The sequence below is a fragment of the Enterococcus larvae genome, assembly GCF_017830045.1.
GTDB classification, from domain to species: Bacteria; Bacillota; Bacilli; order Lactobacillales; family Enterococcaceae; genus Enterococcus_L; species Enterococcus_L larvae.
On record NZ_JAEDXU010000002.1, the window covers coordinates 309,778 to 327,539 of the forward strand.

At 39.4% G+C, this 17,762-nt stretch carries 21 protein-coding genes; 17 read left to right on the forward strand and 4 right to left on the reverse strand.

All coding sequences use genetic code 11. The annotated features are described in order from the left end of the window. The first annotated feature begins 53 nt into the window (after positions 1 to 53). Positions 54 to 935 carry a GNAT family N-acetyltransferase gene (locus I6N96_RS05590; protein WP_209556530.1) on the forward strand — a complete coding sequence of 294 codons (882 nt, stop codon included), beginning with the start codon at positions 54 to 56 and terminating at the stop codon, positions 933 to 935. A 98-nt stretch (positions 936 to 1,033) separates the two neighbouring features. Here I6N96_RS05590 and I6N96_RS05595 read toward each other — a convergent pair whose 3' ends face one another. Continuing rightward, complete coding sequence (locus tag I6N96_RS05595) at positions 1,034 to 2,830, reverse strand: heavy metal translocating P-type ATPase (RefSeq protein WP_209556531.1); 1,797 nt, start codon at positions 2,828 to 2,830, stop codon at positions 1,034 to 1,036. A gap of 73 nt (positions 2,831 to 2,903) precedes the next feature. Here I6N96_RS05595 and I6N96_RS19870 point away from each other — a divergent pair, with 73 nt between their 5' ends. From I6N96_RS19870 to arsC, 15 genes are all read left to right on the forward strand, one after another. Then, entirely contained in the window at positions 2,904 to 3,032 is a 129-nt protein-coding gene (locus I6N96_RS19870) for a hypothetical protein (protein ID WP_283811162.1), read from the forward strand. A 324-nt stretch (positions 3,033 to 3,356) separates the two neighbouring features. Beyond that, entirely contained in the window at positions 3,357 to 4,286 is a 930-nt protein-coding gene (locus I6N96_RS05600) for a phosphotransferase family protein (RefSeq protein WP_209556532.1), read from the forward strand. Positions 4,287 to 4,308: 22 nt separating this feature from the next. Continuing rightward, positions 4,309 to 4,542, forward strand: coding sequence for a hypothetical protein (locus I6N96_RS05605; protein WP_209556533.1), 234 nt, complete (start codon positions 4,309 to 4,311; stop codon positions 4,540 to 4,542). A gap of 158 nt (positions 4,543 to 4,700) precedes the next feature. After that, positions 4,701 to 5,357 carry a B3/B4 domain-containing protein gene (locus tag I6N96_RS05610; protein ID WP_209556534.1) on the forward strand — a complete coding sequence of 219 codons (657 nt, stop codon included), beginning with the start codon at positions 4,701 to 4,703 and terminating at the stop codon, positions 5,355 to 5,357. 161 nt (positions 5,358 to 5,518) lie between these two features. Then, entirely contained in the window at positions 5,519 to 5,929 is a 411-nt protein-coding gene (locus I6N96_RS05615) for a MarR family winged helix-turn-helix transcriptional regulator (RefSeq protein WP_209556535.1), read from the forward strand. Between the two features lie 5 nt (positions 5,930 to 5,934). Then, the gene (locus I6N96_RS05620; RefSeq protein ID WP_209556536.1) at positions 5,935 to 6,798 is read left to right on the forward strand and encodes an NmrA family NAD(P)-binding protein; all 864 of its coding nucleotides are present in this window, start codon (positions 5,935 to 5,937) and stop codon (positions 6,796 to 6,798) included. 161 nt (positions 6,799 to 6,959) lie between these two features. Beyond that, the gene (locus tag I6N96_RS05625) at positions 6,960 to 7,298 is read left to right on the forward strand and encodes a winged helix-turn-helix transcriptional regulator (RefSeq protein WP_209556537.1); all 339 of its coding nucleotides are present in this window, start codon (positions 6,960 to 6,962) and stop codon (positions 7,296 to 7,298) included. Between the two features lie 115 nt (positions 7,299 to 7,413). Next, positions 7,414 to 8,673: an alkyl/aryl-sulfatase gene (locus I6N96_RS05630; RefSeq protein ID WP_209556538.1), complete on the forward strand. Its 1,260-nt coding sequence runs from the start codon at positions 7,414 to 7,416 to the stop codon at positions 8,671 to 8,673. 48 nt (positions 8,674 to 8,721) lie between these two features. Beyond that, complete coding sequence (locus I6N96_RS05635) at positions 8,722 to 9,681, forward strand: alcohol dehydrogenase catalytic domain-containing protein (protein WP_209556539.1); 960 nt, start codon at positions 8,722 to 8,724, stop codon at positions 9,679 to 9,681. A 157-nt stretch (positions 9,682 to 9,838) separates the two neighbouring features. Further along, positions 9,839 to 10,519, forward strand: coding sequence for a flavodoxin (locus I6N96_RS05640; RefSeq protein ID WP_209556540.1), 681 nt, complete (start codon positions 9,839 to 9,841; stop codon positions 10,517 to 10,519). A gap of 144 nt (positions 10,520 to 10,663) precedes the next feature. Further along, positions 10,664 to 10,936, forward strand: coding sequence for an autorepressor SdpR family transcription factor (locus I6N96_RS05645; protein WP_245186850.1), 273 nt, complete (start codon positions 10,664 to 10,666; stop codon positions 10,934 to 10,936). Further along, positions 10,933 to 11,589 (forward strand): SdpI family protein, encoded by a 657-nt coding sequence (locus I6N96_RS05650; protein ID WP_209556541.1) that lies wholly within the window; start codon positions 10,933 to 10,935, stop codon positions 11,587 to 11,589. The genes I6N96_RS05645 and I6N96_RS05650 overlap by 4 nt, the downstream gene beginning before the upstream one ends. Positions 11,590 to 11,938: 349 nt before the next feature. Beyond that, complete coding sequence (locus tag I6N96_RS05655) at positions 11,939 to 12,232, forward strand: ArsR/SmtB family transcription factor (protein ID WP_209556542.1); 294 nt, start codon at positions 11,939 to 11,941, stop codon at positions 12,230 to 12,232. 27 nt (positions 12,233 to 12,259) lie between these two features. Beyond that, a complete protein-coding gene (arsB, locus tag I6N96_RS05660; protein WP_209556543.1) occupies positions 12,260 to 13,336 on the forward strand; it encodes an ACR3 family arsenite efflux transporter in 1,077 nt (358 codons plus the stop codon). Further along, positions 13,336 to 13,752, forward strand: coding sequence for an arsenate reductase (thioredoxin) (gene arsC, locus I6N96_RS05665; protein WP_209556544.1), 417 nt, complete (start codon positions 13,336 to 13,338; stop codon positions 13,750 to 13,752). The genes arsB and arsC overlap by 1 nt, the downstream gene beginning before the upstream one ends. Before the next feature lie 448 nt (positions 13,753 to 14,200). Here the strand turns inward: arsC and I6N96_RS05670 are convergent, their stop codons facing one another. Next, complete coding sequence (locus I6N96_RS05670) at positions 14,201 to 14,542, reverse strand: DUF3958 family protein (protein WP_209556545.1); 342 nt, start codon at positions 14,540 to 14,542, stop codon at positions 14,201 to 14,203. A gap of 454 nt (positions 14,543 to 14,996) precedes the next feature. Between I6N96_RS05670 and fabI the strand changes: the two genes are divergently transcribed. Next, complete coding sequence (gene fabI, locus I6N96_RS05675) at positions 14,997 to 15,752, forward strand: enoyl-ACP reductase FabI (RefSeq protein ID WP_209556546.1); 756 nt, start codon at positions 14,997 to 14,999, stop codon at positions 15,750 to 15,752. Positions 15,753 to 15,905: 153 nt separating this feature from the next. Here the strand turns inward: fabI and I6N96_RS05680 are convergent, their stop codons facing one another. After that, positions 15,906 to 16,904: a 4-hydroxy-3-methylbut-2-enyl diphosphate reductase gene (locus I6N96_RS05680; protein ID WP_209556547.1), complete on the reverse strand. Its 999-nt coding sequence runs from the start codon at positions 16,902 to 16,904 to the stop codon at positions 15,906 to 15,908. 163 nt (positions 16,905 to 17,067) lie between these two features. Continuing rightward, positions 17,068 to 17,754, reverse strand: coding sequence for a thioesterase II family protein (locus I6N96_RS05685; RefSeq protein ID WP_209556548.1), 687 nt, complete (start codon positions 17,752 to 17,754; stop codon positions 17,068 to 17,070). Positions 17,755 to 17,762: the final 8 nt, after the last annotated feature.

Below are 17,762 nucleotides of genomic sequence, written 5' to 3' on the forward strand. Positions count from 1 at the left end.
TTTCTGGGATAAGAACAAGCGGCTCAGCTCGTTCAAGAATTGGGAGGTCTATCATGGAGTATACATGTAAAACACTTGAGAATGCAGACCTTCATCAGCTATATCAAACCTTTTTAGCTGCATTTTCAGATTATGCGGTCAAAATGGATTTGTCTTTTGAAGAATACAGAAAAATGCTGCAAAGAAGAGGAATGGACAACAGTGTATCAGTGGGCGCATTCAGTGATGCTGATTCCCAACAAATGATAGGGATGATGATCAATGGTTTACGAGAATGGCAGGGAAGACGAACAGCTTATGATCTTATGACAGGGGTTGTTCCCTCCGGTAGAAGGTTAGGAGTTACCAAGAATATGTTTGCCGAGGTGTTGGTCGCCTTGGAAAAAGAAGAGGTCGAACAATACTTGCTGGAGGTTTTACAGGAAAATCGTGCAGCTGCTGCTTTATACAAAAAACAGGGATTTGAAATAACAAGAAGCTTTTCTGTATTCAAGCTGGATAAAAATGGACAAGTCAGAAAACCCTCTGTGCATTCGAATGATGTCGTTGATGAACCAGCTTCACTTGATTGGGGAGTGTTGAGCGGGTTTTGGGACTTTCTTCCTTCCTGGCAAAATTCTATTGCTTCTATTCTTGCTGTATCTGATGCATTCATCTGTATGACGATTTCCAATGAAGAGGAAATCGTTGGTTACGGGCTGATCGATCAAGAAACAGGCGATATTCCTCAAATTGCTGTACATGATCAGTATAGAAGGAAAGGTATAGGCAGCAGTATAGTTTCAGCTTTAGCCAAACATACAAAAGCATCAGCAATAAGCATCATCAATGTTGATGATCGCTGTCAAGGAATGAAAGATTTCTTAAAACAGTTGGGCTTCAAGCAAACGACGAAGCAGTATGAAATGATACGTTCATTTCATAAAAATATATGACAGCATTGATATTGAAAAATGGCTGAGGCAAATAATTGCCTAGCCATTTTTTTGCTTCACTTAGTTAGTGCTCCTATACCAGTAGATTCTTGGCAGAATCATCTCTCTTGACGAGCACGCAAAGCGGATAAGATAGAAACGGTGTCAATAATTTCCTGCAGAGCAGCCCCGAGGAGTGCAGGAATGATTCCAGTGCTGGCAACCAACATCAGGAACACGCAAATGAATAGTCCGATCAATACAGATTGACGAGCAATCGTCATTGTATCCTGCGAAATCTTAACTGCTTCAGAAACTTTTGTCAGATCATCCTTTAATATAACGGCATCAGCACTTTCGCTTGCGGCGGTAGAGCCTCGAGCGCCCATTGCGATTCCAATATCTGCTACAGCTAAGGCAGGAGCATCATTGACACCATCACCAACCATAATGATTGGGCGATCAGCAGCAACAGCTTGCTCCAACACAGCAATTTTTTCCTTCGGCAAGCATTGGGCATGAACTTCTGTTATCCCCACCTGCTCAGCAATTTGATCAGCAACAACCGCTTGATCTCCTGTAAGCATCATGATTTTCTTCAAGCCCAATTTCTTCAATGCTGAAATAGTTTCCTTTGATTCAGGACGGATATTGTCTCTAAATGTAATTTTTCCTGCATAAACCTTGTCAATAGATACCCAGACACTTGTTTGATCAGAAGTTTTGGCAGTATCAGAATCGGCAAAATGTGCTTTCCCGACCTTGATCAGTTGGTTGTTGACGATTGCTTGAATCCCTTGTCCTGTGATCTCCTCCAAATGGGATACTGGATAAAAGGAGAGCTTAGCATCTTTGGCATATGAGACTAAGGAACGAGCGAGGATATGGGAGGATTCCTGTTCTGCACTGGCAGCTAATCGAAGTAATTCTTCTGAAGTGAGCTGTGATGAAGCCGGCTCAACCAAATCGACAAATAGCTTCCCTTCTGTCAGTGTTCCGGTTTTATCAAAGGCAATAGACTTAGCTCGTGCCAACTTCTCGATTGTCGTCCCGCTTTTTACAACGACGCCGTTACGACTGGAACGGCTCATACCGGCAACTAAGGCAATCGGTGCTGCCAAAATCAAGGGACAAGGAGAAGCAACAACTAAAACCTCTGCGAAACGTACCGGATCTTTTGAGAAAAACCAAGCCAAACCACCAATAATATAGGCAGTGATAGTAAATGGTACAGCATATCTGTCAGCCAAACGTACGAAGTGAGCGGGCTTTGCCTCAGACTCCTTGACTAGCTTAACAAGTGTTTGGTACTGGCTGTCTGCTGCTTTTTTTGTAACCTTAAATCGTAATGCGGTATCGCCGTTGATTGATCCAGACATTAGTTCATCAGAGATTGTTTTTTCTACTGGCTTAGATTCCCCTGTTAGTGAAGATTCATCGACGAAGGATTCGCCATCAATAATAATACCGTCAACAGGAACCAGTTCTCCCGGCTTGACTAAGATCAGATCATTGATTGCTGCATCACTTACAGGGATATCTTCTATCGTGTCTGTTAACACTCGATGAGCAGTTTGCGGCGAATTATCAAGCAAAGCACGCAGCTCCCGACCTGCCTGCTTTCCAGCATAATCCTCTAGGCTGTCTCCGCCAGTCAGCATAATAAGGACCATAAGGCTAGCCCAATATTCGCCTACTGCAAGAGTAGCAATAATTGCAGTGATTGCTAGAATATCAATGCCGTATTTGCCAGATTTCAATGTTTGTATCATTCCTAAAAACATTGAAACCGTTGTGATGCCGCCGACAAGGACGATCAGCCAGAAGGCGATTTTCGGTTGGTCAAAGACAAACTCACTAATCAAAGCAATAATTCCTACAGCAATCGTACTAATAAATTTCTTGAAATTGCTCATAATAACACCCCATTTATACTCGTTAAACCAAGTATAGCATCAGAGTAAGGTAAGGAATAACAAATGGGGCTAAGTGAAAACGATAATCATTTTAAGTGCTTTCAGCAGCTCAATGATTACGATAAGTGCTGTTGATCATAGTGAAATGGATCAGGAAAAAGAGCCGTCTATTTCACATATCAAAAACCTATTTACCAAATAAATGTATCAACTTATTGGCGAGTCAGCGGATGAGACGATCTTGTCGGCCATTGAGCTGGGAGAAAATCCACCTCAGCAGCAATTTCCAGCTTATAGAGAAGCGAAGAAAATCGATCTTTTAAAGCCAACCCTTGATTCCGATTCAGCTGATTAGAGAACAGGAAGAGAAGCAAGCTGCAGTCATGTGCAAACGCTAAGAATGACTGTTCTCACATGACTAGAGTGTGGTACACTTGATTCAAAAGAAACTCATGCATGGTTTTTTATAGAGAATAGCTGATATATATATAGGATAGAGCACAGTAAAGGTTATGAGGGTGGGTAAATGGAAAAAGAAGCGCTGATCAAGAAATATTACTCTGATTTTGACATTGAGTCACTGCAATTTTTGAATGCCGGTTATGATAGTGAAGCCTATCTTGTGAATGATCAGTTTGTTTTTAAATTTCCAAGACATCATATAGCTGCCGGCAATCTTTATAAAGAAGCACAGGTCTTGCTTGAGATCCGAGATCAACTTCCGATAAAGGTGCCTGAGGTAAAATACCTTGGGCAATCACAAGAGACAGGGCAGATGGAATTTGTAGGATATGAAAGGATTATGGGAGAAGCACTAACTCCCGAAATCATTCGAGTTTTAAGTAAAGAAACACGTGCTGCTTTAGCGAAAGAAATCGCGGATTTTTTCACTGCTTTGCATAGTATTAAGCTGAGACGTCCGATCGAAGGACTGACGATCAATAAAAAGGAGAAGTGTCTAAAAGAATTTGGTTTCATAAAATCAGTTGTCCTACCTGCCGTAACAGAGGAGTCAAAAGAAAAAATCAACACAATTTACGACTCTATTTTAGGATCAAAGTTTAGTGATACCAACTGTTTGGTCCATAATGATTTTGGAGCTAGTAATGTTTTCTTTGATATAAAAACAAATAAGCTATGTGGAATCATCGATTTTGGCGATATTGCTGTTTATGACAGAGACATTGATTTTGTCTGCCTGCTTCAAAGTCAGGAAGAGGGCTTCGATCAGGCATTTGTGGATATGGTTTTAAGCCAATATGGATACAACGATTTGGAAACATTGAATAAGAAGAATAGTTTCAATGAATTTTATGCACAGCTTGAAAATGTTTTTCTAGGGTATTCTTATGAAATGAACGAGCTTTTTGAAGAGAGTCTTGAAGCGTTAAAAAAGGGGATATCAGATTACGAAAGGCAGATCGTGATTGAACAAAATTATCGTTATTATATCTGATAATGTAAGATGGAGGTTATAGATGGGGATCAAAAAACTGGTGGAGGATCAAGCGTTTACCTTTCAGGAAAGCAAAGAAGGGAAAATCATTATTTTCTATTACAATAAACAAATCATGATCGTGAAAGAGCAGAGAGCGCGTACGCTGTCTCAAAAGTTGGCGAATGCTTCCCTTGAAGAACAACAAATGATTTTAGCGAAGACTACTGGTAATTTCAAAAGGGGAAACGAACGTTTAATCAATAAAAAACAATGAGTCAATACCTGATATAAAGGGGAAAGCATTCTGGAAAAGGAGGAAAGCAGATGATCTACGCACCGTTATGTGAATGTGATGTACCAAGCTTCTGCTGATCAGCGGAAGTTCTCCGCTGAGAATGACACGATAAACTAATTACGCGGAGGTTTTTAATAATGAAGATAAAAAGAATAGAGGGCTTACCTGAGTCAGCCCGATTAGCAGTGACAGAATTAACATTTATCAATAGTAAGTATGATGATGAGCTGTGGCAAAATCACTTAAATCCATTGCTAAAGAAGGTTGAACAGACATACAGCACGGAAAAAATACGTGAAGATGAACGAATTTCTTCCACAAAACAAGCCTATAGACAATTAGGACTGGACCGATCAAGGTATCGTCCGTCATCGGAGAGTCTTCTTCGGAGGGTAAGTAAAGGAAAAGGTCTTTATCAAATCAATACGCTGGTAGATGTTAACAACTATCTTTCTATACTGTTCCGATTGCCTGTAGGAAGCTATGATGTAGAACAAATGACAGCTTCTATCCATTATGGTGTTGGTCAGTCTGGAGAAAGCTATGAGGCGATTGGTAAAAAAAGAATGGATATCAATCATTTTCCAGTGCTGATCGATGAGAGAGGACCATTTGGCAGTCCAATATCAGACTCTACAAAAGCGATGATTTCTTTGGATACGACACATGCATTACTTGTTGTATACAGCTTTGATCAACCTGAAGAAGAGCTGGTGGAAATTCAACAGCAAAGCAGAAAAGTCCTTCAGGAGTTAATTCCCACAGCAAAGATTATTAAGCAAATGATTATTTAGATGTAACTAATTTTTTTATGGTTAGACAAGCCGGCACATTCTTCAAGGAGAAAAATGTGCTGGCTTGTTTTGGTAATGAAACTATCTTGACATTTTTTGCGAATTTAGTTAGTATACTAATTAAAAATAGTTAGTGAACTAATTATATTGGAGGGATATCTGTGAATACCGGTTATTTACTAATAAATATTTCAAAGCAGTTGAGGTATCATTTGAATCAAGCACTTATTTCAAATGGAATCACGATCCAACAATGGGCCGTACTTCAGCAGCTGTCTTCCGAAAAAGAGGCTGCGGCTGCAGAATTGGCAGCAGCGTTGGATATGGATAAGCCGACAATATCAGGCATCATCAAAAGACTAGTTAAAAAGGAGTATCTCATAAAAAAAGATAATCCAAGAGATAGCCGATCGTATATCTTATTGCTGACAAAATCAGGAGAGGCTAAAGCCTTGGAAGGTCGACAAATCAGTGATGAGCTTTTGACGGATCATTTATCTATGCTAACGGCAGAGGAACAGCAAACCTTAAATGTCCTTTTATCAAAAATCAATCAGAACAAGAAGGAGTAAGGATAATGGATCATATACTTATAATTGGTGGGAGCGGGAATATTGGCTACCCCTTAGTTGAATATTTAGCCGATCGTAAAGATATCACCCTCACACTGGGAATGCGTGATACGGAAAAAGAAAACGAACGATTTAAGGATTTTGAAAATGCGACGATCGTTCGTTTTGATTTTCTTGATCCTACAACATTTCCAGAAGCATTTGAGGGAGTCAATAAAGTCTTTTTCATTCGTCCGCCTCAGCTGGCTAAGCCGAAGGAAGATATGGCGCCTTTTCTATCCTATGCGAGGAAGCAGAACATTGAACAAATCGTCTTTGTCTCGTTGATTGGTGTAGAGAAAAATCCAGTTACTCCCCATCATAAAATCGAAAAGATGATTCGTGAACTGCAAATTCCCTATACATTCATTCGTCCAAGCTTTTTTATGCAAAATTTAAATACAACGCATCAGGAAGATATTAGAAAGAACCATGATCTTTTTATTCCTGCAGGTAATTCAAAAACAAGCTTCATCGATACGCGGGATATAGGAGAAATAGCTGGTATTTGCCTGACTGACAACCAGTATTTGAATCAAGAGTTGGAAATCACAGGTTCACAGGCTTTGACCTATGCGGAAATAGCCGCAATCATGAGCCGTGTGCTGAATGTTCCGATCACTTACAGTAAGCCGGGGCTGTTGAAATTTCGTCGGACAATGATTCATCGGGGAATGGAAAAAGAATATGTAAATGTGATGGTCATGCTGTATCTGATCACTCAGTTGGGAAATGCTAAGAAGGTAACAGATACTGCTGAAAAAGTCCTAAAACATGCTCCAAGAACCTTCGAAATGTATGTTCATGACTATAAGGATTCTTTTCTTTGATTGGGAAAGGAAGAGTGCAGTATTGCCTGTGTGATTTCCTTGAAGGACAAAGTGCATCCGTCTATCTCCTTGAGCCCTATCCGTGAAGTGGACAGCTGGATAAGGCTGATGGTATCATAAGTATAGTTACTTACTTTTAGATACTTAAAGGAGAGAAAAGGATGCTTACAAAAGAAGAATTACCCTTTTGTCCGGTTGCTACGACAGTCGATTTGATTGGAAATAAGTGGAAGCTGTTAATTTTAAGAGAATTATTAACAGGGACTAAACGATTCAATCAGATTCACCAAGCAGTTGAAGGGATCAGCCAGAAGGTATTAACGCAGAACTTAAGAAAGATGGAAGAAGACGGCATCGTCACTCGAAAAATCTATCCTGTTGTTCCGCCGAAAGTTGAATATTCATTGACTGAGCTGGGCGATTCTCTTCGTCCAATCATCGACAGCATGAGCAAGTGGGGAACGGACTATATAAAAAATAATTTATTAACTCAAAACTAACAGGGGTTCCAAAAGTTACTCAAAGGTAACTATCTAATAAAAAAGTGCCTTCTTCCCCGGGGAGGTTCTTTTCCTTATACTGAAATCATAGATTTAGTAGAGGAGATACAAACATATGCTTATTAAAAACGGTGAACAGAAGTTAAAAGAATTTTCAGAGGTTGCTTATCCAAAAGAAATCGTTAAGATCTCTGATCGAATCTATCACATCACAGGATACGGTCATAGTAACTGTATTGTTGTCGAGGGCGAAACATCAATTATTTTGATTGACACACTTGATTCCAATCAACGAGCGAAGAAAATGATTGACGATATTCATATTTTTATAAAGAAGCCTGTACATACGATTATCTACACCCACAGCCACCCGGATCATAGAGGAGGAGCTGGTGCTTTTCGAGAGACCGTTCAGGAAATTATTGCATTTAGCAATAAACAGCCGGCTTTGGCATATACGAATATGCTGACAGATGTTTTGAACCAAAGAGGCGTACATCAGCACGGGTATCATTTGACAGATGAGGAATCTCTTAGTCAAGGAATCGGCATCCGTGAAGGGCTGGCTGCTGCTGATGGGGCTTATGACTTTATTGACCCCACATTGATACTCAAAGAGCAGGAAGTAACGAAAGTGATTGACGGTATACCAATGACCTTTATTTCTACTCCTGGCGAGTGTGGAGATACTGGGTTGATTTGGTTTCCAGAAGACAAGGTCCTTTGCTGCGGTGATAACTACTATGCTTGTTTTCCCAATTTATACCCAATCAGAGGCGGACAATACCGTGATCTTTCTCAATGGATCAATAGCCTTGAAGTAATGATATCCTATAATGCTCGAGCTGTTTTACCAGGACATACAAAAGCACTTGTTGGAAAAGAAGAAGTGCTTAAGGTATTGTCGAGTTACAAAACTGCAATCGAAGGGTTGTTACTAGATACACTGCGTGCAATGGATCAGGGACTGACCATAGATCAGGTTGTAGCAGCTGTATCGTTACCTGAACAGCTAAAGGATGCTTCTTATCTGCAAGAGTTCTATGGTTCCACAGAATGGACAATTCGAGAAATCTATGGGGCTTATCTAGGCTGGTTTGATGGAAATCCCACAAATTTACATCCGTTGCCAGCTCCTGCCTACGCAGAGAAAATGGTTCAGCTGATAGGCAGTAAAGATATAGCTGTTGAGGAAATCAAGCAAGCTATTACAAATGAAGAGTACCAGTGGGCACTTGAGCTAAGCGACTTATTACTGAGCCTGAATTATTTTGAAGTGAAAGAATTGAAGCGAAAGGCATTGATTGGAATAAGCAAGCTGGAAACAAGTGCAAATGGCCGGCATTACTATCTTTCTTATGCAAAGCAACTGTAATGTAGATGGTGAAGGAGTTGCCACAAAGCAAGTTTTGGGAGGAAGCGTATGAAAGCTATTGTTATCCATGAAGCAGGTGGGTCTGAAAAATTACTTTATGAAGAACGGCCGATTCCAGATATTAAATCCGGCTGGTCTTTAGTGAAGGTAAAAGGCTTTGGAATCAATCGTTCCGAAATCTTTACTCGGAAAGGGAAGTCACCTTCTGTAGCATTTCCAAGAATACTTGGTATCGAATGTGTCGGGATTATCGAAAAAACAAGTGATTCAACACGATTTAGTCTTGGTCAAAAGGTCGTCTCAATAATGGGAGAAATGGGGAGAGCGTTTGATGGAAGCTATGCGGAATACGTTCTATTGCCTAATGAGCAGATTTATAAAATTGATAGCGATCTTCCTTGGGCGACATTAGCGGCAATACCGGAAACCTATTATACAGCCTATCAATCGATGCGGAATCTCTGTATTCAGGAAACAGACAGAGTTTTAGTTAGGGGGGCGACAAGTGGTGTAGGGGTAGCATTTGCTCAATTGGTTCGAGCGAAATTTCCGTCAATAGAGTTATACGGAAGCAGTCGATCTCTGGAAAAAGTCCAAAAGCTAAAGAACATCGGTTTTACAGGGTGCATTCAGGATAGAGCCGGCACCTTGGAGACGAATCAGACATTCCATAAAATCTTAGAATTGATTGGACCAGCCACTATCAAAAACAGCTTTGAACATATTGAAGAACGCGGTATTATTTGTAATACAGGACAACTGGGCGGGCAATGGTTTCTCAAGGAATTTGACCCAATCACAGAGATCAAGAAAAATAGTTATTTTACGTCGTTTTATTCTGGAAATATATCCGAGGGAAAGATGACTGAACTACTCAACTATATAGAGGAATTCCAAATTCAGCCGAACATAGAGAAGATTTTTACACTTAAGGAGACAGCTAATGCTCATGACTATCTTGAAGCAAAAGCCAGCTTTGGAAAAGTCATTGTTTTAAATGAAAAATAAAAAAATCCTGTGCATAGAAAAACACCTAGCAATCAATTGTTGGGTGTTTTTTCTATGCCACTAGTAAATATACCTTGCTATGAAGTGCACTTCATCGTTTACTCTAAAAGTGTAAAGTAGAGTTTTTGACTCTAAAATAAAAAATAGGAGCGAGTTTATGCAAAAATTAACGATGTACGGAGTAATCCTTAGTTCTATGGTATCTTTAAGTGCATGTTCTTCTGACAGCACCAAAAGCGAAGTATCGACAACCCAAAATAGAGAATCCACGACGAAGCAGAATAGTCGAAGTCAGAGTAACTACTTAGTGGTTTACTACTCAGAGCCTGAATCAGAAGGGACTGATGCGGTTGCCGGAGCAAGCAGAGCTGAGTATGAGAATCGTATAGTTGGGAATACCGCACTGATGGCGGAATGGGTAGCAGAACAAATGAATAGTGATATCTATGAAATTGAAACGACAGAGTCCTATCCAGGCAACCATGAGAAACTAGTTGATCAGGTTAAGGAGGAGCTTTCGCAAGGAATACGACCGAGATTATCCTCGTCTTTAGAAAATTTGGAGGATTATGACACTATTTTCATCGGTTATCCAATTTGGTGGTCAGATATCCCAACACCTCTTTATGCATTTTTAGAAGACACGGATTTGTCTGGAAAAAGAATCATCCCATTTTCAACTCACGGCGGAAGCGGGTTTTCCAATACAATTTCAACTATTTCTGAGCTGGAGCCTGATGCAGAGGTTGAGACACAAAACGTATTAACTATTTCAAGGGAAAATATTTCTGAAGCAAGGGAAGAGGTAAACGACTGGCTCAATGACTTAGGATTTTAGGCTGTTTTAAAGGAGATAGCTTCCGATTTCATATCTGGAGGCTTTTTCTATTTAAAGATACTTTTAAATAGGTTTGCTCTAGCTTGGAGGATGTGATAAAATCTAATTAAACAGTCGTTTAAATAGATTGCGAGGAGAAACCGTATGAGTATATCTGAAAGCTTTAAGGCTTTAGCTGTTCCGATGAGACGTGATATATTAGATCTTTTAAAAGAAGGGAAGATGTCTGCCGGAGATATCGCAAGCCATTTCAATGTGACTCAACCAGCGATTTCGTATCATCTAAATATTTTAAAGAAAGCGAACTTGATATACGAGAGTAAATATAAAAACTTTATTTATTATGAGCTGAATACGACAGTATTTGACCATTTGATTCTATGGCTTAAAACTATAAAAGGAGCTGATGAAGAATGAACCTGCGATTAGTTGTTTTACGAATATTTTCCACAACACCGATACTATTACTTGGCTTTTTACCCTTCATGAACCATTCATTTGCATGGCAGTATAATCTGGATGGTACACCGGTACGTTTTGGAAGTCGTTATGAGCTTATTCTATACATTCTGATTCCAATCATTATTGGTTGGGGCTGTTATTACTGGATAAATAATGGCAAAGGAAAGGGATATAACATTCAAAAAAATGAAAAGTTTGTTACAATACTCGCAATTACTATTGTCATTCTTTTTCAGGGATCAATGATTTGGAGTATAATTTCAGGGCTGAATACGGATGGCTCTAGCATTTCAACAGTGACTAAAATGATTCTTTATCTAGTCGGCATCCTACTTCTTGCTTATGGGAATCAACTCCCTAGAGCTTCCTTTAAAAGCGAATTTGGCTTTAAGAATATGTGGACCACCGACAGCGAGAAGGCTTGGATTTATTCTCAAAAATGGGTAGGGATACTCTGCATGTTATGTGGAATGAGTATAATCTTACTGAATGTATTCTTACCATTATCCAATCTAGCTGTTATTTTGTTGCTTCCAATTGGAGTGTTTGTTTTAGGCAGCTACTTACTATCTTACATGGCCTATATAAAAACAAGTAGAACTGTTTAACTGTATTAGAGGCATGTTATTTCTGTGGTATCAACAGCTTGACATACCGCTTCCAATTGCTATGCATAAAAATTCTTTACACAAGATCCCCATAATTATTAATAAGTCAGAGAAGGGGGCAAATGTCATATACTCTTTTTACAGCGGGAGAAAGAAGAAGTTACCGAAGACTAAAACAAGCCTCTCACATGTCAGAATAAAGTGCAGCACTCAGCATGTTCCTGTTGGGTGTTTTTGTTATGAAATAAAAAAGATTGGAGTGTTGAGGCAGAAACTATTGACGATACATAGATGTTTGTCTATATTATATATAGATAATTATCTATCTTAGAGAATAGGGGGAACCTCCATGGAAAAATATGAACAGATGTCTGTCATTCTAAAAGCTTTAGCTGATCCTAAGCGCCTTAAAATCATTGATCTTCTTTCTGCCGCCGAGTCTCTTTGTGCGTGTGATGTACTTGAACACTTTGATTTTACTCAGCCAACTTTATCTCATCATATGAAGATACTTGAAAAGGCTGGAATCGTGAAAGTAGAAAAAAGGAGCCAATGGCATCATTACTCTTTACAGGAAGAATTTGTTCAGCAATTTTTATCCGATCTAAAAGGGTTGCTTTTAAGTGAATCACCTGTAAGCTAAATCAAATGAACTTAAGGAGCCTTTGAAATGAATAATGTGAATAATGAAGCAGTAGAAAGACCTGAGATTGATTTCTTCGAGAAATACCTTTCAGTGTGGGTGCTTTTATGTATGGCTGCTGGTATGCTAATTGGTACTTTTTTACCTGGTATAGCAGATCAATTAGAAAGCTATCAAGTGTTAAATACCAATATACCAATCGCTGTACTGACTTGGGTCATGATTTTTCCTATGATGTTGAAGATCGACTTTAAATCTCTTTTAAACGTTCGAAAGACGTATCAGGGAATATTGATTTCCAGTATAACTAGCTGGTTGATCAAACCGTTTCTTATGTTCGGATTAGCTTCATTTTTCTTCTATGTTGTCTTCAGCAATTTCATACCAGCTGACTTGGCCAAAGATTATGTCGCCGGAGCTGTTTTGTTGGGTGCAGCACCATGTACCGCAATGGTATTTGTCTGGTCCAATCTAACAAAAGGAGATCCAGCCCATACGTTGGTCCAAGTATCTGTCAATGATTTACTGATTATTGTGCTCTTCGTACCGATCGTTTCATTCCTATTAGGTGTGAACAATGTGTTCGTTCCTTGGAACATTCTTTTTGGTTCAGTGGTTCTGTTTGTCGTGGTTCCATTGGTTGGGGGAGCATTTACTCGATACTTTATGATCAAACGAAAAGGCATCGAGTATTTCAATCAGAAATTCTTACCTAAGTTTGACACGATCACAACCATTGGACTACTACTGACACTGGTAATCATCTTTACCTACCAAGGAGACATTATATTAAACGATCCTTGGCATGTGCTTATGATCGCTGTTCCATTGATTTTACAGAACGTTATCACAGCAAACTTTGCTTATTTTACCTGTAAATGGACGAAGCAACCACATAATGTGGCGGCTCCAGCAGCTTTAATTGGTGCTTCAGACTTTTTTGAACTATCTGTCGCTGTAGCAATTACACTATTTGGTGTTAATTCACCGGTAGTTCTTGTCACAACGGTTGGTGTACTCACGGAAGTACCGGTTATGTTGTTATTGGTAAAAATGGTTAATCATACACGCAGCTGGTTTCCAGCAGAGAAAGGGGACAACTAATGAAGAAGATTTACTTTTTATGTACAGGAAATTCTTGTCGCAGTCAAATGGCTGAAGGCTTCGCCAAAAAATATTTAGGGGATCAGTGGGAAGTTCGCAGTGCCGGCATTGAGACCCACGGTCTAAACCCTAGAGCTGTTTCAGCTATGAAAGAAGCGGGTATCGATATTTCTTCACAAACATCTGATTTAATTGATCCGGAGTATTTTAATCAATCAGATTTGATTATCACACTTTGTGGAGACGCCGCTGATAAATGTCCTGTCATTCCCAAAGGTAGTGTTCACGAGCATTGGGATTTAGAAGATCCTGCGAAAGCAACTGGGTCAGAAGAAGAAATAACGGTTGCTTTTCAACAAGCAAGAGAAGAAATTGAAAAACGCATGATTGAGTTGGCAAATAAACTCAACTCATAAAATTAAGGATTATGCTATCATCATAATAGCAGGCTATGGATTAAGTAAGGTATCGGTTTTACATGTTTGACTGGATATTAACAATGAGAACCACATATTGACACTATGTGGTTCTCAAAAAACAACTTCGTATAATATATATTATGTAAACTAGAATAAAAACAGAATTTACTTCCTTCGATTCTTTCTGTTCTAAGTCCGTCCTTTACCCTTTGTTTGCTCAGTCATCGATTATATTACTTCACGTTTGACGTTTGATCCATATCATGAAATCATGTTGTTTCTCAAGGGTCATTATACAATGACAATGATAAGCTAAATCACTTTTATCATCAGGTGTGTTCTAATCCTTGGGATTCGCATTAAAGCTTCAATAAGACTTTTACTTGTGTATTTTGAGCTTCTTCATAAAGTGTTGCTGCTATGTCAATTGGTCATTCTTTCATTTTTATTCCAATAGCTGATTGTCTTTTCGTTCTTGAAGCAATGCGTTCTCCGAATGAATCAGTTCTTTGGCTTCTGCTTGAAGAGATTCTTTCTTATCCTCTAAATCGGAAAAATTTCGCTTATGCAGATGCACTATTTCTTCTTCCATCTCAGAAAAATAGTGAATGGATTTCTTGTCCTGTGTAGTCTGTATTATCTCAGAAAGGAATGCTTCATGCTGCATGGATAAGCGCTGACAATCCCGCTCCAGTTCTTCTAGTCGCCAACGCTGTTTACGGTTCATTTCTTGATCAGCTGTCAATTGAGATAGCTTCTTATTGATATGTTCTTCGCGGTTTTCCATGTGAATCAACTCCTTCTTACCTGTTAGTTGTAGTGTTATCTAGATATGCTTATTTATGTGTATATACCTGAACGATTTTGCTGTTAATTTTCTCCCAATTGATCTTAAAGGAAGTTAGAATTAATTAACAGGGGTTATGTATAGTTTAATTTAGAAGAGTATTCGTATCAAGAACTATTTTGTCTCTTAGTGATTTTTTCGTTGTCAGTCCCATTCTTTATGACCTCTTTTCACCGCAAACCATTGTTGAAGACAGTATTTGAGCCCTCTCCCCTCTTCGGGAAAAAGTCAGACGACTGTGTTCTCCTCAGTGCTTGAAGTAAATGGAAATTTTTATTTTGACAATCAAAGTATTTTATTTAATAATAGTCAGTAGAGTCTTCAACTGTTGAAGGTGTAATCTGTTTGATAAGAACGATTATTTTAAAAGTCGATTAGGAGGAATAGAGTTAGTATGGGATTTTTAGAAGGCAAAAAGATTGTGATTATGGGTGTTGCAAATAAACGCAGTATAGCTATGGGTTGTGCGAATGCAATGATTGAACAAGGTGCAGAGCTTATCTATACCTACCAAAATGAACGCATGAAAAAATCAGTAGCAAAATTAGTTGATGAATCCGCATTGTTAGTTGAATGTGATGTTGCTGATGACGCCAGCATTGCTTCAGCTTTTCAAGTAATAGAAAATAAGGTTGGTAAAATCGATGGTGTTGTCCACTCCGTTGCTTTTGCGAAAAAAGAAGAGCTTTCTGGAAATGTGACAGACATCAGTCGTGACGGCTATGCCCTGGCACAAGATATCAGCAGCTATTCGTTACTTGCTGTATCAAAGTATGCTCTGCCGATATTAAATGAAAACAGTGCAATCGTCAGCTTATCATATCTAGGAGCCGTTCGCGCGATTCCTAACTACAATATGATGGGGATTGCTAAAGCAGCTTTAGAATCTGCTATTCGTTATCTAGCAGCAGAGCTTGCGCCAAAAGGAGTTCGGGTAAACGGTATTTCTGCTGGAGCGATCAAAACCTTAGCTGTTACTGGTGTGAAGGATTACCAGAAGCTGATTCAGCTTTCTGAAGAGCGAACGCCTGACAAAGTAGGTGTTACTATTGAAGAAGTCGGTAATACCTGTGCCTTCCTGATGAGCCCTCTTTCAAGCGGGATCGTTGGAGACATTGTTTACGTTGACAAAGGGGTACACCTTACGTAGTTGTAGTTTCTATCTCTACTGAATGAATGTCAGGATCGATCATGGCGATGCTCTATTATGTACTAAAGTCATTATAAAAAAACCAACAGAAGAACTGTGAGTTACAAAACACAGCTTTTCTGTTGGTTTTTATTGCATTTATTTATAGCATTATCAAACGTGCATATATTGCTCTCTCAGCTGTTCCATTTTTCTATCTCTTGATTTACTGATTTCTTTTGTGCTTCCTTTTGGAAGTACTTTATCAGAAGTACACTGACTTTCACGATCCCAAGTCATAGGATCTCCGTAATCAAAGTTTGTCAGGAAGGTTACAGTCTCTCTGATAACATAGGTTGGTGTTGAAGCACCGCCGGTTACACCAACCACGTTGACATCTTTCAGCCATTCGATTTTGATATCAGAAATATCCTCAATCAGATGTGCTGGCGTACCTGTTTGTTCAATCGATACTTGTGCCAATCGGTTACTGTTGTTACTCTTTGCATCACCGACAACCAATAACAGATCACACTCACCAGCTTGCTCCACTACAGCAGCCTGACGCTCGATTGTGGCGCTGCAGATGTCTTTATGGTAAATAGCATTTGGGAATTTCTTCATCAGATATTCCGTCATTTCTTCTACATCCCACTGACTCATGGTTGTTTCGTTGGAAATGTAGATTTTTTCATTGCTTAGCTGGATAGCTTCCGCATCCTCCAAAGAGGTGATCAAATGAACTTTTTCCGGATTGATTCCAATCGTTCCGACAGCTTCCGGATGTCCGGCCATTCCAATGTAGAGCACATCAAAGCCTTCGTTTACTCTTTGCTCAACAATCTCATGAATGATAGCGACCTCAGGACAAGTTGTATCAACAACAGCCAAGCCTTTAGCAGCCGCAATTTCTCTTACCTTTGGCGATACACCATGTGCAGTGAAGATAACTGTGCCGGAATCAATTTTTGCCAGCATCTCTTCTCTATCCCCTTCCATTACGATGATCCCTGCTTCTTCAAACGCTTTTGCGACAATTGTATTGTGCACAACATACCCTAGTGAGTAGATCGGTCTTGGAAGACTTGTATCCTTTACAACATTTTTCGATAGGACCAATGCATCAACAACTCCGTAACAATGCCCTCTTGGTGTGATATTTAAAACGTTCATTTAATATAATCCCCTTTTCTGTTTGAGTGTATATAAATTCTATTGATAGACGAGAAACAAGCTTTAGGTATTTCCATCTATTTGAACATGCTTAGTAGAAATTGATAGAAACATAAGCAGCTTCTCGTGCAATAAATAATCAAATAGTAGTTATATAGCGAATTTAAATGTGTTGATTAATAATAGCTGCGGTTTCAGTATTTTCTGTGATAAAGAAATGACCACCTGCTACTTGAAAGAATCTGCATTCGGCGGTAGTATAGTTGCGCCAGTCTTCATGGTGTTCCAAGGCCTCAGCATCGTCTTCTCCATTAATGATGATCAATTCACAGTCCATCTGCTTTGGTATCTGTGAAACCAGTGAGTTCAGTAAAAGGTAGTCTGCTTGAACGATTGGTAAAAACAGTTCAACTAGCTCAGGACTTTCAAAGAACTCTTCAGATGTCGCACCCCCTTTCTTCATTTCCTTTAGAAGTGAAGCCTCATCTGTCTCCGCCAGTGCTAAATGCTCTGGTGGTTCGGCTCCGCAGATAATCAATCCCTTTGGGGGAGTTCCGCCGCGTTCGATGATCTTATGGTATAGATGCGGAAGTAATTCACCACCCATACTATGACCTAGAAGATAGTATGACTCGTCTTGTCCAGTCGATTCTGACAATAATGGCTCAATTGCCTGAAAGAGGTCTTCTGTTGACAACACACACTCTTCTCCGAAACGCATCCCCCGTCCCGGCAGCTCCAATGGAACCGCCGTATAATTGCTGCTGTTTAGCTTTTGTGTCAATGCATCGGTCAGAACTGTCGCAGATCCGCCGGCATAAGGGAGACAAAAGATGTTGGTTGTTCCCATTGAATAAC

Bases quoted from the DNA above. Each gene is read 5' to 3' on its own strand.
- I6N96_RS05590 (WP_209556530.1), top strand. From the start codon at position 54: ATGGAGTATACATGTAAAACACTTGAGAATGCAGACCTTCATCAGCTA.
- I6N96_RS05595 (WP_209556531.1), bottom strand. From the start codon at position 2,830: ATGAGCAATTTCAAGAAATTTATTAGTACGATTGCTGTAGGAATTATT.
- I6N96_RS05600 (WP_209556532.1), top strand. From the start codon at position 3,357: ATGGAAAAAGAAGCGCTGATCAAGAAATATTACTCTGATTTTGACATT.
- I6N96_RS05605 (WP_209556533.1), top strand. From the start codon at position 4,309: ATGGGGATCAAAAAACTGGTGGAGGATCAAGCGTTTACCTTTCAGGAA.
- I6N96_RS05610 (WP_209556534.1), top strand. From the start codon at position 4,701: ATGAAGATAAAAAGAATAGAGGGCTTACCTGAGTCAGCCCGATTAGCA.
- I6N96_RS05620 (WP_209556536.1), top strand. From the start codon at position 5,935: ATGGATCATATACTTATAATTGGTGGGAGCGGGAATATTGGCTACCCC.
- I6N96_RS05625 (WP_209556537.1), top strand. From the start codon at position 6,960: ATGCTTACAAAAGAAGAATTACCCTTTTGTCCGGTTGCTACGACAGTC.
- I6N96_RS05630 (WP_209556538.1), top strand. From the start codon at position 7,414: ATGCTTATTAAAAACGGTGAACAGAAGTTAAAAGAATTTTCAGAGGTT.
- I6N96_RS05635 (WP_209556539.1), top strand. From the start codon at position 8,722: ATGAAAGCTATTGTTATCCATGAAGCAGGTGGGTCTGAAAAATTACTT.
- I6N96_RS05640 (WP_209556540.1), top strand. From the start codon at position 9,839: ATGCAAAAATTAACGATGTACGGAGTAATCCTTAGTTCTATGGTATCT.
- I6N96_RS05645 (WP_245186850.1), top strand. From the start codon at position 10,664: ATGAGTATATCTGAAAGCTTTAAGGCTTTAGCTGTTCCGATGAGACGT.
- I6N96_RS05650 (WP_209556541.1), top strand. From the start codon at position 10,933: ATGAACCTGCGATTAGTTGTTTTACGAATATTTTCCACAACACCGATA.
- I6N96_RS05655 (WP_209556542.1), top strand. From the start codon at position 11,939: ATGGAAAAATATGAACAGATGTCTGTCATTCTAAAAGCTTTAGCTGAT.
- arsB (WP_209556543.1), top strand. From the start codon at position 12,260: ATGAATAATGTGAATAATGAAGCAGTAGAAAGACCTGAGATTGATTTC.
- arsC (WP_209556544.1), top strand. From the start codon at position 13,336: ATGAAGAAGATTTACTTTTTATGTACAGGAAATTCTTGTCGCAGTCAA.
- I6N96_RS05670 (WP_209556545.1), bottom strand. From the start codon at position 14,542: ATGGAAAACCGCGAAGAACATATCAATAAGAAGCTATCTCAATTGACA.
- fabI (WP_209556546.1), top strand. From the start codon at position 14,997: ATGGGATTTTTAGAAGGCAAAAAGATTGTGATTATGGGTGTTGCAAAT.
- I6N96_RS05680 (WP_209556547.1), bottom strand. From the start codon at position 16,904: ATGAACGTTTTAAATATCACACCAAGAGGGCATTGTTACGGAGTTGTT.
- I6N96_RS05685 (WP_209556548.1), bottom strand. From the start codon at position 17,754: ATGGGAACAACCAACATCTTTTGTCTCCCTTATGCCGGCGGATCTGCG.